Here is a 24,282-nt window from a genome sequence, read left to right on the forward strand (position 1 = left end):
AAAACGTAACGATTTCTTAATCGCTACGTTTTTATTCTTAATACGTCTTTTGAACGAATAACTTAGGTGCTGCTCTAAACAATAGATAAATCACGACAGCTGTTAAAATAATAGCTGGAATCATATACGAGCTATTATAAACAACAGAATAAATCCATGGGTTTTGGTCGCCTGCATAACTTGCGAAGAATACTGCGCCTGCTACTGTATGTGAAATCAGTCGTAGGATTCCACCAATTGCTGTACCCACTAAAATCCAGCCAAGCATTGCGCCATCTTTTTTCTGTTTTGAAGCACGAATAACCATCGGACGGAAAACTCCAGCAATCCCGACAATTGTGAACGCAAAGAAGTAATCTAAAAATCCTTGTAATGGGGTTAAAATACTTGCACCTGTTAAAACTTGTAGTACCCCTACAATAAGACCTGTCGCAAGCCCTGGTAATGTTCCCCAACGCATCGCCATCAATACGATTGGTACCATAACTAAACTAATGGAACCACCCTGTGCCCAAATCGAAAACGATAGTTTGTCTAAAATAAAACCAATCGCCGCAAAAATGGCCACCTCAATCATCATTAATAATCTTTGTTTGTTCATCTTTATGAACCTCCATTGATTTGATGTCTTACACAATTCCTGTGGTAATCTAGATAAAAAAAACGACATCAGGACAGAGCCTGACATCGTTATATGTCGGTTTCTATCCACATTCCTACGCAAGTGTTAACTTACAGGTTCGAAGGGTTGGAGTCGAAACTCTCTCTCAGCACGTATGCACCCCTTGTGGTTTACATCATTATTTTTGAACACTCTCATTCTACTGAATTTAACGAAATATAGCAATAGCATGAAACGATTTCCATTTTTATACGTATATAAGTTATTATGAACAAAAGGGAGGGTTATCATGGAACAGAATAATCGTATTTTATCATCACTTTGTTACTTCAGTATTTTCTTTGCAGGCTTTATTTTACCGCTGATTGTTATGCTCGTTGTAAAAGATCGTGATGTAAAAAAACACGCAACACATGCACTTATTTCTCACTTGTTACTTTATGTTCCTGCAGTTATTTTCTTTATTATTTTAGCAACAATGGGTATCTTTGCATCAGCTGAAATGAGTGATTCAACAGGTGCTGCACTTGGTATAGGTGTCATTATTTTCATCATTTTCATGGCTTTATTCTCATTGGCGATTGTCATTTGGAATATCGTTCGCGGCATTCAAGTATTAAACCAAAAAAGTACAACTATGTAAGAAAAAGAAGCAGCTGAGATCATTCTCATACTGCTTCTTTTGTTATTTACTGAGTGTATTTGTAATGTCGTAGTCTGCCATTTTCTCTGTTAACCAACTTGAATATTGTGCGCTAATTTGCGATTCAATATACGCTTCTTTTACTTTGTCTTTGACCTCTTCATACTTCGCTGTTTTTGCATCGACTGTACCTGTTACTTTGATAATATGGTAACCATAATCTGTTTTGATTGGGTCACTAATATCACCTTTTTTCATGTTGAAAGCTTGTGTCGCAAATTCTTCCACCATTTCTGATTTCGTAAAGTAGCCTAAGTCGCCACCTTTACTTTTCGTGGCAGTATCAGTTGAATATTTCTTCGCCAATTTTGCAAAGTCACCACCTGCATCTAACTCTTTTTTGATTTTTGTCGCAGTTGCTTTTTTCTCTACAAGAATGTGACTTGCCTTCACTTGCGCTGCTGTATCGAATGTAGATTGATTTTCTTTTAGATAAGCTTTTAATGTTTCGTCAGATGTATCTAAATCCTTCTCAATCATTTTAGATGCGAGTACATACGTTTTTAAATTCGCTTTAAAATCAGATTTAGACATGTTATTTGATTCAAGTGCTGATTCAAGTGCATCTGCTCCGCCATATTGTGTTTCGACTTTTTTATATTGTGCATCTACTTCTGCATCACTTGCTGTTACTTTTTGTTTTTCTGCTTCAAGTGTAATTACTTGATCTTGAATTAATGTTTCAAGCGCTGCACTACCATATTGTTTATTTAAAACATTATTCAGTTGCTGTTGTGTAATTTTTGTATCGCCTACTTTTGCGACATATCCTGTTTTGGCTGTTGCATAATATACACCACTTCCAACAACTAAAACAAAGATGATAGCGATTGCCCAGATCATTCTCTTTTTCATCTATTTGACACTCCTTATTTTTGAACTATCTTCACTATAAAGAAGGAATGTGTCAACGAGATGTCATGCTTCATTTCTTTTCAGTTCAATCACAAAACACGTACCTTGTTCATCGCTATGCACTAAACGTAAGTCACCTTGCATCGACTGAGCCATCATTTTACTAAGTGGTAATCCCAACCCTAATCCACGAATTGCATATTTTTTATTTTCCCCTCGATAAAAGCGGTCAAAAATAAATGGTTGTTCTTCTTTTGGAATACCACTTCCCTCGTCTTGAACAAAAATACGCACTTTTTCTTTATCTGCTTGTAGACGAATATGAATCTGACCTTGTTCATGCATTGCTTGTGCTGCATTCGTCCATAAATTCGTACAAATCTGTTGGAAACGTATAGGATCAATTGAGAGGTGAATTGGTTCTACATGTTCATCTAATGTAATCTGAACTTCTTCAAACTCTTGTGTAGTTTGCCATTGTTTCATTGTATTTTCTACATACGAATTGATTTCTTTTGTTTCAAATTTAAGTGGGATGGCATTGACTGCAAACGAGTTAAAAGCAAGTAAGTCACCTACCATCGTTTTCATTTTCTTCGTTTCGACCATTGCCATCTGTACAAATTCACGTGCTTCCTCTCCAGTCACAACACCGTCTTTTAATGCTTGAAGTAAGCCGTCAATTGCTGTTACAGGCGTTTTTAATTCATGCGTTACACCTGCTAAAAGCTCTGTACGCATCGCTTCAAGTTGTTCAAGACGATTCGCCATCTCAGTAAATGATGTGACAAGTTCATATACTTCTCGTTCCTTTGGATGATCTGGCAGAGAGATAGCATAATTCCCTTCTTGAATTTGCTTGGCTGCTACAGCTACCTCCCGAATTGGACGAACTAATCGAGAAGTTAAATAATAGATAGCTCCAAGTCCAATGAGTGCAAGTGCTCCAATCATTAGTGCTAGTTGACCATATGCTTGATTCGAGCGCGTCATCATTTTTTCATCTTCCATAACAACAACCCAGCCTACATGCTTCTCATCCATTTCTACTTTTTTCTTCACCATATAGTAGGTTTGCGATATACCATCTAAGTCTTTTAGTGTCTGTTTTTCATCTGAAGAAGTTAGTACCTCTTTTGGAATTTTGGTAATTTTTGGTCCCATAGCACGTTCATTTAGTACATCCCCGTCTGTATTTGTTATATAGACTTTTGGTTTTATATCTTGTCTTGGGAACTTCTCAGGATCGCCAATAAAACGATTCGGCACATCATTTGTTGGATTCTCTACATCTGTTAATTGGTTTGTTATTTGTTCTGCTAGTACTTCCATTGTATCCATGCGATACGATACATTCGTATGACGAATCCACATGGCTGAAATAAATGCCACAATCGCTAAGCCAATGAGTAATACGAGTAAATAACGCGTCATCCAATACGTTTGTAGTGAGATGCGTTTACGATTTTTGAACACGTAGTTGATACCCCAATCCTCGCAGTGTACGGATTTCACCCTCATCAGCTGCCCACGCTTGTAACGCTTTACGCAGTCTTTTAATAGATAAGTCAACTGCTCTGTCACTTCCATCGTAGTTCCAGCCCCACACATGCTCTAATAATTGATCACGTGTGAATGTTTGATTTGGATGTTCTGCTAAAAATAATAGTACGGATAAGTCACGTGGCGTGAGTGTCACTTCTTCTCCATGCAGGTGAACTTGATGCGCTGTTGAATCAATTTGTAAAGCTCCAAACTGCTTCACTGCATGTTGTGGTTGATTCACGCGTCTTAACACGGCTTTAATCCGCGCTACCACTTCCTCTGCTTCAAAAGGCTTGGCAATGTAGTCATCTGCGCCACCATTTAAACCATCTAATTTAAAATGTGTGTCACCAAGTGCAGTCAACATAATCACAGGTGTTTGTGACTGCTCACGAATTTCTTTTAAAATTGTCCAACCATCTTTTCCTGGTAACATCACATCAAGTAATACAAGGTCTGGTTGAAAACGTTCAAATATAAAAAAAGCTTCACTACCTGTAAAGACTTGTTCTGTTTCAAAACCTGCTTTACGTAAATAAACCTTTAACACTTGGCTAATGGCTTGGTCATCTTCAACAATTAATACTTTCATGTTCATTCGCTCCTCATTTATTCACGTATGCTTATTTTACCCTGTTTATACGTCAACTAGATGTCTACGAATAGATAAAACATTTCGCTTTTCTTTTTAGAGTGCGCAACGAAAAACTGGAACCGCGCCACAACACGGTTCCAGTTTTTCTTATACTCATATCAAATGGTGTTTTTACACCTATAACCTAAACTATTGTTTCTATTTATTTAAAATGCCCAATTTCCTTTACGGAAGATTGGTTCAACTGTACCATCTGCCAAAATACCATCAATATCCATCTCACCGCTACCAATCATGAAATCTTCGTGTGTAATCGATGAGTTAATACCATGTGCGTCTAGTTCAGCCTCAGATAATTCGCTTCCACCTTCATAGCATGTTGGATATGCTGCACCAACAGCTAAATGATTTGAAGCATTCTCATCGAATAATGTATTGTAATATAAAATATTCGATGCAGAAATAGGTGATTCATGCGGTACAAGTGCTACTTCACCAAGATATTTTGAACCTTCATCTGAAGAAATCATCTCTTGTAATAAGTCTTGTCCAATCTCTGCTTCTGCTTTGACAATGACACCATCTTCAAATGCCAGTGTAAATTTATCAATAATATTTCCTTGATATACAAGTGGTTTTGTATTCGATACATAGCCATTCACACCATACTTAGAAGGTAGTGTATAGACTTCTTCTGTTGGCATATTCGCTACAAATTCTGTTTTTTCTGGTGTACGACTTGAACCAGTTTGCCAAATATGTTTTTCAGGTAATTCAATCCATAAATCTGTTCCTGGTGCTGTATAGTGTAATTTTGTATAGCGTTTGGCATTTAATAAATCTGCACGTGCATGTAATTTAATCAGATGTTCTTCCCAATTTAGTACTGCATCACCTTCACCAATTCGAACTGTTTTGAAGATGGCCTCCCAAAGTGCTGGGACTTGCTCTTCTTCTGGTAAGTGAGGGAATACTTTTTTCGCCCAAGCTTTTGAAGGAATGGCGATAATTGACCATGCAATTTTGTCGTTCATTACAGCATCACGATAGTTTTCAAGTGCCTTACCTGCTGCTTTTTGATGTGTTGATAATTTATTCACAGGAACACCTGTTAATAAGTCTGGATCAGCTGCATCAATCCACAGTAATGCACCTTTACGCTCGATTAATTCATCGCGTTGTTCTGCAATCCAGCGTGGATATTTTTCAAATTCTTCTTCAGGCGCATAATCAAATAATGCGCGATCAATTACTTCATCTGAAAAATTAACAGTTACACGTGCTGCCCCTGCTTCATACGCTTTTTTCACAACCATACGTGTAAACTCAACTGTATCTGTTGAAGTATTAATTAAAAGTGTTTGCCCCTTTTGAACGTTTGCGCCTACTTTTACAGCTAATTCTGCAAATTGCGCTAATTTTTCTTCAAAACTCATCTCATCATACCCCTTTATTTACTTATTTTTTCTTGCTTGAAAATTTTCTTCCACCTTGATTATACGGTTTTTTTGAACCATTTGCTTGTTTGGAATCACGATTGCCACCATTACCACCACGACGGTTCTGTTGTTTACGACGTAATTCTTCTGGTTTACGTGAAGCATGTGGATATTCACCCTTACCATCCATCAGCTGTCCACCTTTTAAAATACGTTCAGTCGGACGGTCTTCTAGTTCACGTGTATATTGTTTATATTCTTTTTCTTCGAATGAAGTAAGAAGTGTTAAAACTTCACCACTCTTACCTGCACGACCTGTACGGCCTGAACGGTGTAAATATTGTTCACGGTTATGTGGCACATCCACATGAATCACATGTGATAAGCCCATAATATCTAAACCACGTGCTGCAACATCTGTTGCAATTAGAATACGGATTTTTCCTTTACGGAATGCTTCAAGCGCCTGTTTACGCTCTTCTTTTTTCATCTCTGCATGCAGTACAGCAATCGGTGCATTTAAATATTGTAACTTTGTTTCTTTCATTAGTAATTGGTCTAAGTTATTCACAAATGCAAGACCACGTAACCCTTCAATATGAGATAGTTTACGTAGTAATTCTGTTTTTTCACGTACGCTTACTTTCATATATGAATGAATGACTTTCCCTTGGTCTGGAATGTCTTCTGGACGTACTTTAAAACGCTTCGGTTCAGACATTAGACGTTCGCCTACTAATTCAATCTCATCTGTAATTGTAGCTGATACAAGAGCCACTTGACGGTCATGATTTGCGCCATCAATGAATGATTTCACAATCACACGTGATTCACGTCCAAGTAATTGGTCACCTTCATCTAATACGATGTAACGCAGTTCATGTAATTTTAATTTTTTCGCACGTACTAATTCGTTTAGTCGCCCTGGGGTTCCCACTGCAATTGTTGGTTTTTTCTTCAACTTTTCGATTTGGCGCGCTGTATTTGCACCACCAATTAACGGTACAACTGTAATCGGTGTTCCAGCCGTCCAGTCACGAATAACATCTGTAATTTGCATACAAAGTTCTTGTGACGGTGCAACGATTAACGCCTGTGTATTTTTCTTTGTACCATCTACTTGTTGAAGGATTGGCAAGACATACGCTAATGTTTTCCCTGTTCCTGTTGGCGATTCAGCAATTACGTCATGTCCAGCTAACATCGCTGGAATCATCTCATCTTGAATCGGCATTGTTTTTTCAAATTTCCATTTTGCTTGTAAATCTTCATTTAATTGTGTTAAAAAAGTCATTTTAACGCCACCTTCTTTCATCTTCTTTAATTAAAACATAAATTGTCGCTATGTGAGCATCTGTTTTATACAAAATTCCTACGTTTCCATGAATTCAAGTTGCAAGAAGAAGGAGAAACCACATACATGCTGTGATTCCTCCCTCTCTCTGATGCTTATTTATACATGTTCATATCCACATACTTCAATCGCACGATCTGCTAATGTTACCATCGCATCCACGTAACGTGAATCTTGGTCCAATGCAAAATCACGATTGACAATGGATAATTCAGTGCATCCTAATACAATATAGTCACAGCCCTCTGCAAACATTGCATCTTCAATACGCTGCCACATCTCTCTCGAAATGCTGCGCCCAGCCTTTATATACTCATAAATAATTTCCATTAATACATCTTGTAACGCATCATCTGGAACGATTGGCTCAATCCCTTGTTCGCGTAAAGCATTTTGATATAAATTCGTTGAAAGTGTTCCTTTTGTTCCAAGAACACCTACTTTTTTTGCACCGAGATTTTTCACTTTTTGTGCAGTTTCACGAATCATATGCAAAATCGGTACGGCTGTGTCTTTTGCTAAATCGTCATAAAAATAATGTGCTGTATTACAAGGAATGCAGATTACATCTACACCCATTCCGACTAATTTCCCCGCATCTTGTACCATGACAGGAAGAGGGTTGGGTTTTGTATGATCTAAAATATAAGCTGTACGATCAGGTATTCTCGTATCATTATCAATGATACAATGCATATGCTCTTGGTCTGTCGAAGCTTTCGTTCTTCGGACAATCATCTCCCCTAACAACATCGTTGCTAATGGACCTACACCACCAATAATACCTAATGTTTTCTTAGTCATAGATTAAGACAAGCCCTTCTTATTAAAGTATTTTTTATATTTGCGGTAATAGTTCAGACTGTTTAATGTCAGTTTTGCGTAGCGTGTTACATTCATATCTTCTTTATAGAATAATGAATTCGTTACTTTACCTTCTTTAATGAGTTGACGTGCTTTTGCTTTCAACTCTGGGTTTTGTGCATATTTGAATAATACACCGTTCGGAATAACCGTCCATAAATGCTCATTATCTGCATAGACTAAATCTTGTTTTTTACCAAGCATGTAGTCATCTGCTACATATTGCATTAAGTTATAGCCAGCTGCTGTCACATAGTAACTTGAGCGACCATTTCGTAAGTTAATTTCGAATAATTTATATTTACCATCGCGGTAATCATATTTCATATCGAAGTTGGCAATACCTTCAAAACCGATATCTTCTAGGAAGAACTTCACTTGGTCCATTAACTCTTTGTCATATGTTGTAATAATTGCTGCGTAACTACCGATTCCTTCAGGTGAGTGTTCCTCAAGAATTGGATTACCTAAACACATTAATTTCGCTTTACCATCTGTTCCAATATACGCATTTAATACACGCATATATGAGTCGTCACCAGGAATGAATTCTTGTACAATCATCGCATCTTGGTAAGACGATGAATAGATTGCTTTTAAAATCGCAGTTTTTTCAGCTTCATCTTGTGCAACGAATACTTTTTTCTTACCTGGGAATGAACAAGCCCAGTATTCCACTGAATTCGATGCTTTTAAAATGATTGGATATTGAATATCTGGTGAGAAGTTCTCATAGTTTTCAGCCGTTACGATATCTGTCTTCGGATAACTGAAATTATACTTTTCACACATCTCGTAGAAATTCTCTTTTAAGAGAATTTGATCCATTAATTCTTCATTAATGTATGGCACCGTAAAGTCTTTTACAAGCTCATCTTTATTTTTAATAATGAGTTTTACATAATCATCACCGCAACCCATTAATAATAAATTTTGCCCTGCAAATTTCTTCGCAGTACGTTGCATAATCGCTAAAAAGTCTTCTTTTAGCTTTGGTTCTTCGTAGAAGTCTAAAATACGACTATTTTGTGTTGGTGTTAAATGTGCGCGTCCAATAACGACGGATTTAATTCCATATGCTTCGTAAAAAGCACGTGCCATTCCATAGGCATTCATGTCGGAACCTATTAAAATGGGTAAAAATGATTGCTCTGCCAATTGTTCATCATCTGCCTTATCTTTATTTTTCAAGCACGATTGCTTGTGATTTCATCTCTTTAAAACTTTTAAAAAAGTCTTCTTCATTATGGACGACGTATCCTTTTAATGGATCCATTACAATAACTTTTCCATCTTGATAGCCTGTCACGACAACAACATGTAAATTACGATACATTTCGATGGGATGATCCGTTCCTTTAATCGTCCACCCTTGCTTCATCTGCGGCGGTGTTAAATCAAGTGTCACCCATGTAATGACCGGAATTCCTTTGTTTACTTTATTTAAAATTTGTTCTTTTGAAGCACCTGTCATGTTGCGAACTTTTAATACTTTTTTTGTTTGCTTGATGTAATTTTGTGCTGCTTTTTCAATTACAGGCGCAAAAGCATACATACCGTCTGTTTCGCTTGCAGGGTTACCAGCATATTTCTTCGCTGGATCAGGACCAATCCAAACACCATTTGCTCGTACAAGTGGCTCTTTTGGTAAATATTTTTTCTCCATGACTTCTTTTGTCACATTGGCTCCGTAAAATTGTAGAACTGCTGTTAATGCTGTAATTTCACAACCATGTGGAAAAACAGGCTTTTGCAAAACAACAGGTACATTGGCTCCTTTGTGATTACGTACATAGTACGTTTCTAAACGAATATAACTTGTTGATTCTTCTACTTTGACAAGTTGAGCAATCCCTTCGCTCTCACTCTCATAAATAGAAGACGGTGTAAAGAGATACTTCTTACCGTCTTGTAAACCATAGATATCCACTTCTCCATTGGCATCTGCTGTTTTTTCCATAACCAACTCATTCGTATTCGCGTCACGAATGTTCACTTTCATATTAGGGATAGGCGTCCCGCTTCCGAACTCCACAATCAATATTTTAATCGCTTTTTCTGATTGCTCATCTTTTGCAGGAAAAATGCTCGTACATCCACCTAATAATGCACTAAGTAATAAAATGCAAAAGAGGAGCAAAGACAAACTGACTTTACTTCTCTTAAACAATGTCATTAGCTCCCTCAATCAGATTATCCGAAATATTGGTTATACCATACAAGGAATACATAGATTGACCAAATTTTACGTTGGTTTTTCGCTTTTCCTTCATAATGATCTGTTAACAATTGTACAATCGCTTTTTGATCGAAGAATTTCGCTGCTGTATCTGATTCGAATGTTGCTTTAATTTGGTTATAGTATTTTTCCTCTTGCATCCATAGACGAATTGGCACTGGGAAACCAATCTTTTTACGTTTTGCCCACTCTTGTGGTAACGCACGTTCAGATGCTTTACGGAATGCATATTTTGTATTTTCTTCATTGATACGGTAACGTGCAGGTACTTTTGAAGCGACACGCATAATTTCGCGGTCTAAGAATGGTACACGTAGCTCAATTGAATGTGCCATTGACATTTTATCTGCTTTTAATAGAATGTCATCTACTAACCATAAATTTAAGTCTAGTAATTGTTTTTTCGTTAAATCATCTTCGTTTGGATTTTTACGATAAACAGGCATAACGATTTCTTCAACTGTTGGCGCATCTAAGAATTCTGGTTTTAAGATTGCTGCTGATTCATCTTCTTCAAAAATGTGTGCTTGTCCGATGAATGTTTTTTCAACAGGTAAGCCACCCTTCATTAAGAAGTGTTTACCGCGTACTTCTGGTAATGCTTCTGCTACTTTACCAATTGGTTTACGGATGAATCTTGGTACTTTTTTATATTTACGCATCGTTGGTGAATCATCATATTCTTCGTAACCACCGAATAATTCATCTGCCCCCTCACCTGAAAGAACAACTGTCACATGTTTACGCGCTAGTTCTGCTAAGAAATAAAGCGGTACGATTGATGGGTTTGAATGTGGTTCATCCATCATGTACTGAATATCACCAATTTTATTGAAGCATTCTTCTGGATCTAATACTTCACTTACGTTTTCAATGCCTAATTCATCTGATAATGCTTTTGCGTTATCTACTTCTGAGAATTTTTTCGCTGCGAAACCGACTGAGAATGTTTTATCTGGTTTTAAAACAGATGCTACATAACTAGAGTCTACGCCTGAAGATAGGAATGAACCTACTTTTACGGTCTTATCTGAGAATTCGTGTGCCTTAATTGATTCACGTACTGTATCATCAATTTCGCTTACGATTTCATCTAGTGGACGCTCTTCTGGATTGAATTTTGGTTCCCAGTAACGCGTAATTTCAACTTTACCGTTCTCATATGTCATATAATGAGCTGCTGGCATTTTGAATACGCCTTTAAAGAATGTTTCGTTTAATACAGGGAATTGGAATGTTAAGTATGGTTTTAACGCTTTTTCATTTAATGCTTTTTCGAAATGAGGGTGTGGTAAGAAACTTTTGATTTCTGAACCAAACATTAATGTACCGTTCATTTGCGCATAATAAAGTGGTTTAATACCAAACATATCACGTGCCGCAAATAATTTTTTGTTATTTTTATCCCAAATAACGAACGCAAACATACCACGTAGTTTTTGTACTAATTTTGTACCGTATTCTTCATAACCATGAATTAATACTTCACTATCTGTATGTGTTGTAAATGTATGTCCTTTTGCAATTAAGTCTTCACGAATTGATTCAAAATTGTAAATTTCACCGTTGAAAATCAATACAAGTGAACGATCTTCGTTGTAAATTGGTTGGCTACCATGCTCTACGTCAATAATACTTAAACGACGGAAACCAAGTGCCGCCTCACCATCTGTATAAGCCCCTGCTGAGTCTGGACCACGATGAATAATTTGGTTCATCATATTTTCTAAAACCACATCTGGGTTTGCTACTTCGCCTACGAATCCTGTAAATCCACACATATATTTATATTCTCCTATCTATTACAATCAATGTCCTATTTCAATCTCTTCATTTTAACATTTTTTCTTGTATTCTTCTCGCTTTTTTTCAATTAACTTACGTGTTTTCTATACTCCTGAACAAGGATATGTAATGGAACTTGATATAGTTGTAAGTCTTTGATTTTATATACGCCAATCGCCATTAGTTGATCGATTACATCATCTTTTAATGTCTGTTTTTGTCGGTCTTGTTGTGTCATACGATCGTACTCCTTCTTCTTCAATGCTACACAATCCATACCCTCTCATCGTTTTTTCAAACGATTAAAGTCATTGAGGTTCTACCACTTGTTCGGTTTCTACGCTAATAGGACCTCAAAAAACGAAAGAAGTTGCATAAATCATGATTTTTCAGAAGAAAAAAGGCGAAATATCGTACGTTCTCATTTTATGCCTAAGTTCCCTTTCACACAACCATTTCTCATCATTTTCTACCAATTGATTTGACGCATTTTATTTTTGTTTGAATAGTTCATTCAGATTATTAAATGCCATCACCATTTTCCCATTCACAAAGCCAATTCCTTCTGGTTCTCGTTTTGTCTGCAGTGCTACTCGTTTTAGATTACCTTTCGCATCAACCACACCATATTGACCATCTGACAAAATATAATAAAGCCCTTTTTCATACGTAAAGCCTTGAACTGGTTTTTTAACTGTTGTTCCAACTAATCCTTTTACAACGATTCTTTTCTTCGTATCCAGTACAGCTTGCTTACCTGTTAATGTAATACGATTGATATGATAACCCTCTGTTACTTTCGATACGACAGAAGCTTCGCGTTCATTATGCATGTAGAGTACGTTCGGGTGAATATTAGATGGCAGTATCCATGACTGCTTCACACGCAATGTTTTTTCATCGATTTTGTACATTTGATAGTTTTTCTTACCTGAAATATCTGCAACGACATAAATTGAACCTTTATAATTAGAAATCGCTTGTCCATGTCCTATCACAAGACGCGTACTTTTCTTTACTAGTTTTCCTGTTGAATAATAGTGATAAATATAGCCATTGTTTATTCGAAAAAGTAATGGTGTTTGTTTTAGCTGTTACGTTCTTTTCAAATGCGAACGTAAGGCAGCTTAAAAATAAAAGTAGAATAAGTATGTATTTTTTCATGTTGTAGCTCCTAGTTGTTTTTTTATAATATCGACAACATGAATAGAAAATAGATAAAAAAACACCAAAACACAATTGCGTTTTGGTGTCATCATTTATGCTTTTGTATCTTCGCGGTATTGCATTGTCAAACCACGTAAAAAGTTACGGGCGAAACGGTCGCCACAAGCTTTATAGTTACGATGTGTTGGATTACGTAAAATCGCACCTAACTCACCTTTTGATACACTTACGCCACCATCATATAGTGTGTCGAGTACATCTTCACTTGTCATCGATAATGCGATTTTCACTTTTTTAATTAGCATATTATTCGCATGATCTTTCACTGCTTCTACTTTTGGCTTTTCTTGACCTGGCTTCGGCTTTTGTGGTCCACGTTTGAATGTAATTAAGCCATTTAAAAAGGCTTCTAACATGTCATTCGTTACCTCAATATAACCTGCTGGTGGTGCTTCATCTTCTTGCACCTTTTTCAGCATATTTAAGATGTCATCCTTTGTGTACTTCATACCGCCTAAACGGAACATCTCTACTACATCTGTATTTTTAATATCTAACGCATAACGTAGACGAATTAAAATATCGTTATTTGTCATGTTAAACCTCCTACAATCTTTACTTCAATAGTTTAACATTGAACGACGAGAAAGGCGAATGGACATTAGTGTTGTTTACGATTTTGGATTAGTTCATTTAATTCATTAATTTTTCTTTTTGTACTCATATAAATAAAAAACCAAGTGACTAAATAAATAGCGCCTACTTTCCCAATTAATACAAACCAACTTTTCAATTCTGAAGGATTGTACCATCCTGCAAAATAGCCACTAATAGATACACATAAAATTACAAAAAGAAAATGGCTCGTGAATTGATAAAAAAGAGGAATTTTTTCAACTTGAAAAATAGTAGCAGCAAAACCAATCACTGCCCCCATAGTTCCAGAGACCATCATTTGATTAAACAATTCGTGTCCTGCAATTGCTTCATCCATCTGTGAAATACTTAAAGCAACCATAAAATAAGAAATACTTAAGCCGATTAACATACCTAACAAACCATTTTGAATCATTCTCATACCATATTCCCTCCAATACCTAACCGATCTTTTAACTCACGTAAATATTTGCGACTGATTGGGTAACAGACTTCGTTCTCTAAATAAAGATTTGTAGTTCCTAATAAACCAACGCGTATACATTGAATATACTGTAAATTGACTAGAGTAGATTTATTAACTCTGACAAACTCTTTATATAGTAGACTTTCAAACTCATATAACTTCTTTTTAACTTGATAATCTTCTAACTCTGTTTGTACATAGACTTTTCCACCCTCTGTAAAAATAGAAAAAATATCTTCTATTTTCAACATATGCACTTCTTGTTCTCTATAACCTGCTATCATTTTCATCTTAGGTGTTTTTAAAGATTCTACTAACTTTTCTACTTCTTCTGAATAATTAGCTGCATGGATATGCACTTCTATATCTTCATTTTTTTCATCAATTGTTACCACAAACTTCACCACCACTTCCCCCCCTTACTATTTCAACAATACCATGTGATGAATCGATTCCTTTATCTTTTACTTTAACAGGTTAATTTCGAATCGTAACTAGCTATATTTTGCAACTATGTTGTATAAAAAAAGAACCTCACAATGGAGATTCTTCTTTCAAAACGTATTTCTCTAACAGATGTTTCGGGATATGGCAGTAGTCATCTGGACAACGCGCAAGGCGGTCTTGGTGTTCTTCTGCACTGCGCACATAATTCGTCAGTGGCTTCACTTCTACTGCGATTTTTGCATGGTCCAAACGTGCATCAATGAACGCTCTCGCTTCTTCTAAATGCTTCGCCTCTGTACTATATAATCCTGTACGGTATTTTTCACCAACGTCGATTCCTTGTTTATTGACGCTATACGGATCAATCACTTCGAATAAATATCCCATCAATTGTGTGACTGTCACTACCTGTTCGTCAAATGTAACACGTACACATTCTGCATAACCGTCATATGCACCTTCTAATGTCGAGTTTGTACCATTTGCACGCCCTGCTTCTGTCTCAACTACACCCGGTAATGTTTTAAAGAAAGCTTGGACACCCCATAGACATCCACCAGCTACATAAACTGTTTCCATCTCACCACAACTCCTCTATATAAAAAGGCTAAGAAAAGTCCCAGCCACTAAATTATTTTTCTAATGCGATTTGAATATGCGCTAAATGATGTTCTTCATGCCATGCCAACTTCGCCATCTTCGTTGAGACGAGAATCTCACCATTTTGTTCATGGATAAATGAACGATTCAGTTGATCTTCTGTAAGTGTTTGACCTAATGCGATAATACGCCCATTAATTCCTTCTAGCATGCGAATCGAATATTCCACAGGTACTTCTGTATCTGGTGTAATCGCCCATTCTTCTTCTAAAAAGGCTGGAACTGTTGGACAATCATCTGTTAGTGCCAACTTTAGACGTTGATACATATTTAATTGTGAATCTGCAATGTGATGAACTAGTTGACGGACATTCCATGCACCCTCACGATACGTTTTTTCAAGTTCTTCATCACTTAATCCGTCTACAATATTTCGTAAACGATCTGTGTATGTGTCGATTTGTTCAAGCCACCCTTGAACATCTTCAAACATTACTTCTTCTGGTACTTGTAATTGACCAATTGGATATTTTACATCCATGTGCCATCTCTCCTTTTGTAGATAAAACTTCTTTCTCACATCATACCTACTTTTGATTTTGGAGTACAAATTATACGTGCATGAAATCAGAGAAATTTAGAATCAACCAACATTTTTTCGTCTTTTTTTCGATGAAAAACGAACAAAATAACCCTTTTGCACTAAATTAGGCTTGATTTTTTCAAAATAAAAAACTTCGACATGTTGCCATGTCGAAGCCATTTTTGATTAACTCGCAAGCTGTGTTGCCTGTGTTGTACTTCCTTTTTTCAATGTTAACATCATAACGAATGAGATGATGTATAAGCCCGCTAAATAAAGCATCGCCATCTTCATATCGTAATTTTGTAAAATGTAACCGACTAAGATTGGGGAGAAACCACCAACTGCACGACCGAAGTTGAAGATTGTATTCGTCGCTGTACTGCGGATTTCGGTTGGATATAGACCGCCGATTAATGCACCGTATCCTGCAAACATACCATTTGAGAAGAAACCGACGATGGCTCCACCGATTAATACACCGGCACTACCTGTCGCATATGCGTAAATAAACACTGCACACGCTGATGCTAGTAAGAAAATACCGAAAGCACGTTTTGTACCGAAGCGATCTAAGAACTGACCGAATGTTAACATACCGATAATCATGCCGACTGCCGTACTAATCGTCCAAAGTGCTGAACCTGATACCGATAAGCCTTGTGATTGTTGTAACATGGATGGTAACCAAATCATTAAACCGTTATAACCAGCGATTTGTACTGTCGCCATAATCATTAGTGCAACGGTTGTAAATGTTGTTTTTGATGAGTTGAATAACTGACCTAATTTATTTTTCTCACGCTTGTTACTCGCTTTTTTCAATTTTTGAGCTTCTAACCACTCTGGTGACTCGTCTAAATTTTTACGTACGATGAAAGCGAAAATAACGGGAACTACGCCTACGAAGAATAGTGCGCGCCAACCTAATGTTGGTAAGATGACTGCACTTAGTAATGCCGCTAAAATAACACCGTACTGCGCGCCGACACTTACATAAGAAGATGCACGACCTTGTTTATTTTTTGGCCAAGCCTCCGCAACAAGTGCCATACCAATACCGTACTCACCACCTGCACCAAGACCAGCGATGAAGCGGAATAAGTACACTTGTTCAATATTTGTCGCAAGACCTGTTAAAGCTGTTCCTACTGCGAACAGTAAAACTGTATATGTGAAAACTTTGACACGGCCATATTTATCAGCTAATACTCCGAATAGAATACCACCGATTAACATGCCGATGTTTGTGATTGATGAAATCAATCCACCTGTTGCTAAATCAATGTGAAACTCTGCGATAATCATCGTCATCGCAAATGAGATGAACATAATGTCCATACCTTCTAAAGTCAAACCTGCGACCGACGCAACGACGGTCTTTTTACGATAGTCCATTTCAAAATCCTCCAATGTTCTCTAAGATATAACCGAGCTCTTTTATGATGAATGGATGATGAAAAGACTCCATTCTCCTTTTGGGCCTCACAGGACCACTTTTAAAAGAGTGACGTAACTTTTAGCACAATAAAAATGCCCTTCTCGTCCAAAAGTAGACAAAAAGGGCATGAATAAACAAAGACATCTAAAAATGTAGACAGTTCGCTCTCAAGTTGTTCCCTTTTCAGTCTCTCTGGACTGTTCTTAAAGGTGTGCTATTTCAAATAGTAATTCTAGCAAACTTGAAATCAATGTACAATAAAAATTTTCACTTAAAATGATTTTTTTAAGTCATTAAATCCATCATTTTACAAATCAATCGCTTCGCCGCCTGTCACACCATAAATTTGTCCTGTAATATAACTCCCTTCATCAGAAGCAAATAAGACATATACAGGTGCCAACTCTACAGGTTGCCCTGCACGACCAAGTAATGTATCTTGACCAAACTTTGGAATCGTTCCTTCCAATTGACCATGATCTAATTGAAGTGGTGTCCAGATTGGACCAGGTGCTACACCATTCACACGAATCCCTTTTGGCGCAAAATAACTGGATAAGTTCAAAGTGAAATTCGCAATCGCAGCTTTCGTTCCTGCATAATCCATTAAATGCGTAGAAGGATTAAAAGCTTGTACAGATGTCGTCGTAACAATGGCACTTCCAGGTTCTAAATGTGGTTCAGCCGCTTTCACTGTTTCATACATACTAATAACATTCACTTTATACGTATCTTCTACCTGTTTAATGTGTAAATCCTGCAGGCTCTCTTGTGCAATTTGCTGCGCCGCATTTAATACAAGAATATCGACACCGCCAAATGCCTCGACTGTCTTTTCGACAATCTCAGAAGCAGCCGCATCTTCACGTAAATCATACGGTAATAAAAGTGCTTTTTGCCCTTCCTGTTCAATGATTTCCTTCACTTCATGAGCGTCTGCTTCTTCACCAGGGAAGTATTGAATCGCTACATTCGCTCCCTCGCGCGCATACGCAATCGCCGCTGCACGACCAATACCCGAATCGCCTCCTGTAACGAGCGCATTTCTCCCCTTCAAACGACCATAGCCTTTATAAGACGTTTCACCACAATCAGGCATCGGCTTCATCTTTTGCTGTAAAGCAGGCGTGTCTTGCTCTTGATCTGGAAAACCCTCATTCGAAAACTTCTTACGTGGATCAATTAAATGTTCATTCTTCATATTCACTCATCCTTTCTGAATTCTGTATATTTCATGTTATACACACCTACAATTTTTCCCTTTTGAAAAAGGATTAAACGACAGCAGGACAGATTGAACGGTTTTTACTAGAAAAAGACATGAAAAAAACGCCAGAAGAACTAGGCTCTGGCGTGGTGGTGATTTTAAATTAGTAACTAATATCGGTTTACAATTAAAACTTTTTTCTATACAATTGACTTAATTAATCACACGCTCAATAGATAGGTGTTTATATATAAACGCTAAATCTAGCAGGTGTGTATAGAGGCAAAGGGTTTCCTATACGGTGCTTGTTTACAAGTGCTTGAGTTAGGAAGCTCTTTTTATTTTCCCCATTTTAATTAATCATAAATAAGAATAAGTCTTCGAATATTAGTTCTTTCGGGAGAACTAGCATTTTGAAGTGCATTCACATCTTCTGAAAAAATTTCTATTAATACGCTTTCAAGCTCCGTTACTTCAATTTGTTCTTGTTCAAGATATGCTATTAACCTCGTTTCGCGTTCAAGTGAATGCTTTTCTTGATGTCAAATTTGTTGAACTGACTGATATTCTCCTATACTTTTTCGACTCTTTTTTATAGATAGTGAAATAATCGTTTCAAAACTCAATTGCTTAGCAAACATTGTACATTCCTTGAACTCCTTAGTTACTTCTGATAAATGTTTATGAATTATTATTCCACTTAAAAATAAGTAGATGATTCAGATGCACACGCTCATCTAAACCGTCTACTTATTTTTATATAACTTTATTCACCCAATTCCAACCACGCAACTGCTTCACAGTGATATGAGTGCTGGAAGCAAATAGTACAGTAAAAACATACAGTTAAATTACTTGATTTAAAAAATATGGAAAATATAACATTAAAATGTTATATTATTATAAATTTGTATTTTATGGAGGTCAACTATGTATAGAAGTGATATTAGAGAAAGTGATATTATTAGATTATTAGATAAAGTAAGAAATGGGAGCTATCAAAATTATTTAAGTCAAGTAAATTTAAAAAAAGTTAGAAAATTTAATAACGATGAAATTATCAAGTTCGATTTCCCTGTAACTGCACTGGTAGCTCCTAATGGGGGTGGAAAAACAACTATATTAGGCTCGGCTGCTTTGGCTTATAAAAATGTAAAACCTAGTACTTTTTTTTCTAAAAGTGGAAAACTTGATAATAGTATGGCTAACTGGACAATAGAGTTTTCTTTAATTGATAAAAATATTAATACAACAGAACCTTTAAGAAAAGTAGCTGCATTTAAAGATTTACGTTGGCGAAGAAATAAATTCCCTGAACGAACTGTTTTAAATTTTGGTGTTTCAAGAACCGTCCCTGCTGTAGAGCGTACTGAATTGAAACGATGTGCTACAAATCAATTCATAGTAAATAACGAAAATATCAATGATTTTCAACAAACTGTTTTAAGTAATGTTGAGAAAATATTAGGAAAAAGTGTTTTAGGTTACAAATATATAGATATAGATAATAAAGGAAAAGTAAAACTCTTAACTGGGATTCATAACGACCAAGAATTTTCAGAGTTCCATTTTGGAGCTGGTGAATCCAGTATAATTAGATTAATTATGGAAGTAGAATCTTCTCAGGATAATGCATTAGTATTAATTGAAGAAATAGAAAATGGTTTGCATCCAATAGCAACCGCCAAATTAGTAGAATATTTAATTGATGTGGCTAAGAGGAAAAATATTCAGGCTATCTTTACCACTCACTCTGATTATGCACTATTACCTCTTCCACAAGAGGCAGTATGGTCTGTTCATGATGGAAAAATTCAGCAAGGAAAACTAACTATTTCTGATTTAAGACAAATGCAATATGTAGAACATACAGAGATAATAATTTATACAGAGGATGCATTTACAAAACTCTGGATGGAACTAATTCTTAGATTCTTAAAATTTGACTTAACATGCATTGAATTACACTATTTAGGTGGAGACGGGAATGCAGTTTTAGCTAATAAACATAATAATCTTAATCCCGCTAAAAAAGCCCCTTCTATTTGTTTTATAGATGGAGATTCACCACAAATAAATAATGCCGAAGATTTTATCTTTAGATTACCTGGATATTATCCAGAAGAACATATTTATGAGTTTATCTTAGATAACATTAATGAAGTTGCTTTAAAATTATGTCTAGCATTAGGTTGGGATCCTGATAACCAAGATGAATTAATAACAAAAGTGGCAAAAGTAAAATTTGAAACAAGAGACTATCATTTACTTTTTTCAAAATTAGGTCAAGAGTTAAATTTAACATCTGAAATGACAGTAAAACAAGCTTTCATTAATACTTGGTGTAATATGAATAGAAGTATTTTAGACGATTTATTCGAGCCCATTAATCATCTTATCCCTACTCTTAAAGTTACAAATTAAAAAATATAGGACATAGCATGACTTATTACGAGAAAGAAATCAGACGATATTTCTTAACTGACATTTAATTTTAAATGAACTAAACCTATTCCTTGTTACAGTTAAAAAAGCTACTGCTTCAAATGTGATCAGTAGCTTTTCACAAAATCAAATTAATTGGGGAACTTTTGTTAGATCCTCCACTTTAATGTTGTAATGTTCTTCTATAAACTTTTGATTCTTTTTCGTTAATTTTGGAAAGACGATATATAAACGACGGATTGCTCTACTAAGTCCAACATAGTAAATCCTATCCTCTTCACTCTCCAAATCAGGTTTTAGAAGAAAATCTAAAGAACGAGGTATTAATAATACATTTTCAAATTCATCGCCTTTTGCTTTATGAATTGTTCTGTGCTGACCACTATCTTCTTTATAACTTATACATATTGCAAGTTCAATATAAGTAGTTTCATTATAGAAATTTTTAGCTGCTCCAGCTTTAAATCCACTCATTGAAATATAAGATTTTACTATTGTATAGAAATCCATTAATAAACTTTTATTATAACTATCGTATTTATTTAATAGTTCTTGAAGTAATTTAAGCGAACTATTAATTCGATCTTTTTCCGTACAATCACTAAATAACGTTTTTATTTTTTCTAATGCATTTTTATAATCGCCTATTCGTGCAAATTCAACTGCTTCTATAGAATTTAAAATTATTCTCGGTCTATCTTTATTATTATCGGCCTCTTTGAATTTCGTTAATAACTTCGTATCTATACCGTTTAGCGAAACTAGTGATTTCATTGCATTAGCAGTTGGGTTATCTCTTGAAAGCGTATGGATTATTGATTCTTCACCACATAGCTCCATAACTTTTTTATAGACAGCAACATTTTCTCCAATAAATAGAATTGGTAACTCCCCAGCAACATTTTTATATTTAGATTGCGTAATATCCTTTCGTACTTTATTCAATAAATCAATAATTTGGTTCGAACTGCGCCTATTTTCAAGGATTTGGTATTCAGTCATTTTTTCTAATCTAAAGTTGATAAATTCATCAATACTAGCTCCTTGAAATTCAAAAATAGACTGTGCAGGATCTCCAATAACACCAACTATTGTTTCTTCTTTAGCTATCAACTTAATAATTTTTGCTTGAATAGGATTTGTGTCCTGAACCTCATCTAAGAAAAAGTATGGAAATTTGGCTCTTAATACGTTTAGTATAAAAGGATACCTCGTTATCAATAAATAACTAAAGAATAATACATCATCATGATCAATTTTACCTAATGACCAAAACATTTTTTTATAACTAATCAAATCATCCCCTAAAATATTAGTTACTTTTCTTAATACACCTGCTTTTTCTTGATTACCCACTAACTTTAAATTTCCGTCTAAGTCGTACTTATACTGTAGATTATTGAGCCAGATAAACAAAGCATCTAACTTTTTTCCGAATAACAATTGCTTATGTTTATTAGGATGAGTAAATTCATCTACACGTTTATGATTTTCTAACCAATTTTTCACGATTGAATATCTTGGACTATAAGTATCATGTCCATTAACTTTTGAGATATTTATTTCAAATTCATCTGATAAGTAATATAAGTATGGTTTAACAACGTGCTTATATAAAAAACTATGAATAGTTGTTACATCTACTCTATCAGTAATACCACTACCAAGTCTTTTTAAAATCGTTTCAACAGCAATATTTGTATAGGTAATACAAGCTATTTTCCGCGTTTTCTCTAATCGCAAAGAATTTTTTACTGTATTTTTTATATGATTCACTAACCAATGTGTTTTACCTGCCCCTGGACCTGCTGTAACTTTAAAGTGTTGTTCAATATCAATTAAGTCACTAGATGTAATAGTGATCAACTTTCACACACCCATTCTATAGCTTTTTGAATATAATCTGGTACGATAAACTCAACAAAATCTTCTGATCCTAACTTTGCTAAGTTTTCTTGTAATACATAGGCTAATTCTAAAGCGTTAACCCCCTTACCAACTGAATTTAAATACCTAGCAGCTATCAATGCTATTTTTTTATTTCCATCTGACCAACTTAATTTTTCATGTTTTAAGCCATCTATTATTCTTGTATTTTCTTTTGATTTACTTAATCGGCTATAAAGTTCATCAATACTTTTATCTTCTTTAAATAATTTCATTAGTGCTTTAATTTCTTCTTGATTAGACATTGAATCCGTAACTAACATATCTAAAGCTGGATTATATCGCACTAAATCATATTCAAGTGTTTTACCTTGTAATTCATCTTGAAAATAAAAATTAATATTCGGGGAATAATCCATATTTTGCTTACTAGTTTTATATTCATATTTTTCAGCTTCTACATTTAGCTCAAATGGATAACATTTAGTATAAGTTGTCCCCTCAATTGAAAGTTCTTTTCGCATTGGATCTCTATCGGTAATGCATACTACATTCCTATTGATTGCAGCTGAATTATTAGTATTAAATAACTTCAAAAAATGATTAAAATATTTACCACCTACGTTTATAACAGCGATATGATTGTCTTCTAAAGATTTCCCAACATATTCGGCAAAAGTGGACATTAATAATTGCTCCGCTAGCCCTTCTACTAAAATAATTTTTTCTGCAAAAAGCATATTCGATTTAGTTGCGTCTAAAAATCTTTGCACGTATTTTTTACTTTCTTCGTCATCCTTGAAAACTTGGCTTGGATAACTAGCATGAGTTTCATTGTTAGCTTTATATAAGCAAATTATTTCATCTAAGTCTAATGCACCTGTTATATGAGTCGAATGAGTTGTTATAAAGATTTGACGTACTTTATTTGCTTTTAAATTTTGCTTTAAAAAATTTAGTAATTGTCTTTGCATCGATGGGTGTAAATGCGCTTCGGGTTCTTCTATTACGAGCATAGGAAAGATTTTTGAATTACTTCCCAAATACGATTCACTAGCGTTTACTTGCATTTTAGCTAATAACAAAGACATAAAAATCAAATTATTATAGCCAAGTCCATTATGTGTTATAGGTAATTGAATTCCACCACGATGTTCTACTATTAATTTAAGAGCTGAATAAAGTTCTACATCAGTTATACTCCCCGCAAAGTTTGGTTCAATATTATCAAATGATGCCCCTATATCTTTTGAATACGATAAAATTTGTTGCTTACCTTCTAACATCCTCATATTTAAAGAATCCATTAGAACTTTAGCTTGATCTTCAAACTTCTTTTTTTCAGCTTTAATTTGTTGCTCTTTTTCAGCTTCATTTAAGG

Annotated in this window: 23 protein-coding genes and 1 riboswitch; of the genes, 2 read left to right on the top strand and 21 right to left on the bottom strand. The window is 35.4% G+C overall.

The window, feature by feature from the left end; translation table 11 throughout:
- Positions 1-37: 37 nt before the first annotated feature.
- Positions 38-601, bottom strand: coding sequence for an energy-coupled thiamine transporter ThiT (thiT, locus tag QN089_RS12680; protein WP_068450867.1), 564 nt, complete (start codon positions 599-601; stop codon positions 38-40).
- A gap of 95 nt (positions 602-696) precedes the next feature.
- Positions 697-796, bottom strand: a riboswitch (TPP riboswitch).
- A 115-nt stretch (positions 797-911) separates the two neighbouring features.
- On the opposite strand from thiT, the gene QN089_RS12685 reads away from it, so the two are divergent.
- Positions 912-1,265: a magnetosome magnetite crystal formation protein family gene (locus QN089_RS12685; protein WP_068450864.1), complete on the top strand. Its 354-nt coding sequence runs from the start codon at positions 912-914 to the stop codon at positions 1,263-1,265.
- 42 nt (positions 1,266-1,307) lie between these two features.
- Here QN089_RS12685 and QN089_RS12690 read toward each other — a convergent pair whose 3' ends face one another.
- From QN089_RS12690 to QN089_RS12775, 18 genes are all read right to left on the bottom strand, one after another.
- Complete coding sequence (locus QN089_RS12690) at positions 1,308-2,180, bottom strand: foldase protein PrsA (protein ID WP_285215441.1); 873 nt, start codon at positions 2,178-2,180, stop codon at positions 1,308-1,310.
- A 63-nt stretch (positions 2,181-2,243) separates the two neighbouring features.
- Entirely contained in the window at positions 2,244-3,656 is a 1,413-nt protein-coding gene (locus QN089_RS12695) for a HAMP domain-containing sensor histidine kinase (protein WP_121177573.1), read from the bottom strand.
- Positions 3,640-4,317, bottom strand: a complete 678-nt coding sequence (locus QN089_RS12700) for a response regulator transcription factor (protein WP_285215442.1) — start codon at positions 4,315-4,317, stop codon at positions 3,640-3,642. Before QN089_RS12700 ends, QN089_RS12695 begins: the two co-directional genes overlap by 17 nt.
- A gap of 209 nt (positions 4,318-4,526) precedes the next feature.
- A complete protein-coding gene (locus tag QN089_RS12705; RefSeq protein WP_285215443.1) occupies positions 4,527-5,756 on the bottom strand; it encodes an aminopeptidase in 1,230 nt (409 codons plus the stop codon).
- A gap of 22 nt (positions 5,757-5,778) precedes the next feature.
- Positions 5,779-7,053, bottom strand: a complete 1,275-nt coding sequence (locus QN089_RS12710; protein WP_082701349.1) for a DEAD/DEAH box helicase — start codon at positions 7,051-7,053, stop codon at positions 5,779-5,781.
- A 159-nt stretch (positions 7,054-7,212) separates the two neighbouring features.
- Positions 7,213-7,917, bottom strand: a complete 705-nt coding sequence (gene cuyB, locus QN089_RS12715) for a cysteate racemase (protein WP_068450845.1) — start codon at positions 7,915-7,917, stop codon at positions 7,213-7,215.
- 3 nt (positions 7,918-7,920) lie between these two features.
- The gene (locus QN089_RS12720; RefSeq protein WP_068457215.1) at positions 7,921-9,093 is read right to left on the bottom strand and encodes a carboxylate--amine ligase; all 1,173 of its coding nucleotides are present in this window, start codon (positions 9,091-9,093) and stop codon (positions 7,921-7,923) included.
- A gap of 64 nt (positions 9,094-9,157) precedes the next feature.
- Positions 9,158-9,979, bottom strand: a complete 822-nt coding sequence (locus QN089_RS12725; protein WP_285215444.1) for a C39 family peptidase — start codon at positions 9,977-9,979, stop codon at positions 9,158-9,160.
- 191 nt (positions 9,980-10,170) lie between these two features.
- A complete protein-coding gene (asnB, locus tag QN089_RS12730; RefSeq protein WP_285215445.1) occupies positions 10,171-11,997 on the bottom strand; it encodes an asparagine synthase (glutamine-hydrolyzing) in 1,827 nt (608 codons plus the stop codon).
- Positions 11,998-12,089: 92 nt separating this feature from the next.
- On the bottom strand, positions 12,090-12,239 hold the full coding sequence (gene fbpA / locus QN089_RS12735) for a Fur-regulated basic protein FbpA (RefSeq protein WP_121177588.1): 150 nt from the start codon (positions 12,237-12,239) through the stop codon (positions 12,090-12,092).
- Positions 12,240-12,492: 253 nt separating this feature from the next.
- Positions 12,493-12,999, bottom strand: a complete 507-nt coding sequence (locus QN089_RS12740; RefSeq protein ID WP_285215446.1) for a hypothetical protein — start codon at positions 12,997-12,999, stop codon at positions 12,493-12,495.
- A 261-nt stretch (positions 13,000-13,260) separates the two neighbouring features.
- Positions 13,261-13,764, bottom strand: a complete 504-nt coding sequence (locus QN089_RS12745; protein ID WP_068450836.1) for a YehS family protein — start codon at positions 13,762-13,764, stop codon at positions 13,261-13,263.
- Positions 13,765-13,829: 65 nt separating this feature from the next.
- Positions 13,830-14,246: a DUF3021 domain-containing protein gene (locus QN089_RS12750; protein WP_285215447.1), complete on the bottom strand. Its 417-nt coding sequence runs from the start codon at positions 14,244-14,246 to the stop codon at positions 13,830-13,832.
- Positions 14,243-14,698 carry a LytTR family DNA-binding domain-containing protein gene (locus QN089_RS12755; protein WP_285215448.1) on the bottom strand — a complete coding sequence of 152 codons (456 nt, stop codon included), beginning with the start codon at positions 14,696-14,698 and terminating at the stop codon, positions 14,243-14,245. Before QN089_RS12755 ends, QN089_RS12750 begins: the two co-directional genes overlap by 4 nt.
- Positions 14,699-14,825: 127 nt before the next feature.
- Entirely contained in the window at positions 14,826-15,317 is a 492-nt protein-coding gene (locus QN089_RS12760; protein ID WP_121177596.1) for a peptide-methionine (S)-S-oxide reductase, read from the bottom strand.
- A 52-nt stretch (positions 15,318-15,369) separates the two neighbouring features.
- Positions 15,370-15,879: a YfiT family bacillithiol transferase gene (locus QN089_RS12765; RefSeq protein ID WP_068450827.1), complete on the bottom strand. Its 510-nt coding sequence runs from the start codon at positions 15,877-15,879 to the stop codon at positions 15,370-15,372.
- A gap of 228 nt (positions 15,880-16,107) precedes the next feature.
- The gene (locus QN089_RS12770; protein ID WP_285215449.1) at positions 16,108-17,319 is read right to left on the bottom strand and encodes an MFS transporter; all 1,212 of its coding nucleotides are present in this window, start codon (positions 17,317-17,319) and stop codon (positions 16,108-16,110) included.
- A gap of 350 nt (positions 17,320-17,669) precedes the next feature.
- On the bottom strand, positions 17,670-18,563 hold the full coding sequence (locus tag QN089_RS12775; protein ID WP_285215450.1) for an SDR family oxidoreductase: 894 nt from the start codon (positions 18,561-18,563) through the stop codon (positions 17,670-17,672).
- A 936-nt stretch (positions 18,564-19,499) separates the two neighbouring features.
- Here QN089_RS12775 and QN089_RS12780 point away from each other — a divergent pair.
- The gene (locus QN089_RS12780; RefSeq protein ID WP_285215451.1) at positions 19,500-20,993 is read left to right on the top strand and encodes an AAA family ATPase; all 1,494 of its coding nucleotides are present in this window, start codon (positions 19,500-19,502) and stop codon (positions 20,991-20,993) included.
- Positions 20,994-21,140: 147 nt separating this feature from the next.
- Here QN089_RS12780 and QN089_RS12785 read toward each other — a convergent pair whose 3' ends face one another.
- Both QN089_RS12785 and QN089_RS12790 read right to left on the bottom strand, forming a co-directional pair.
- Complete coding sequence (locus tag QN089_RS12785) at positions 21,141-22,880, bottom strand: UvrD-helicase domain-containing protein (protein ID WP_285215452.1); 1,740 nt, start codon at positions 22,878-22,880, stop codon at positions 21,141-21,143.
- Positions 22,877-24,253, bottom strand: a complete 1,377-nt coding sequence (locus QN089_RS12790; protein ID WP_285216434.1) for an ATP-dependent nuclease — start codon at positions 24,251-24,253, stop codon at positions 22,877-22,879. Before QN089_RS12790 ends, QN089_RS12785 begins: the two co-directional genes overlap by 4 nt.
- Positions 24,254-24,282: the final 29 nt, after the last annotated feature.

The organism is Kurthia sp. YJT4 (genome assembly GCF_030219945.1).
GTDB lineage: Bacteria > Bacillota > Bacilli > Bacillales_A > Planococcaceae > Kurthia > Kurthia gibsonii.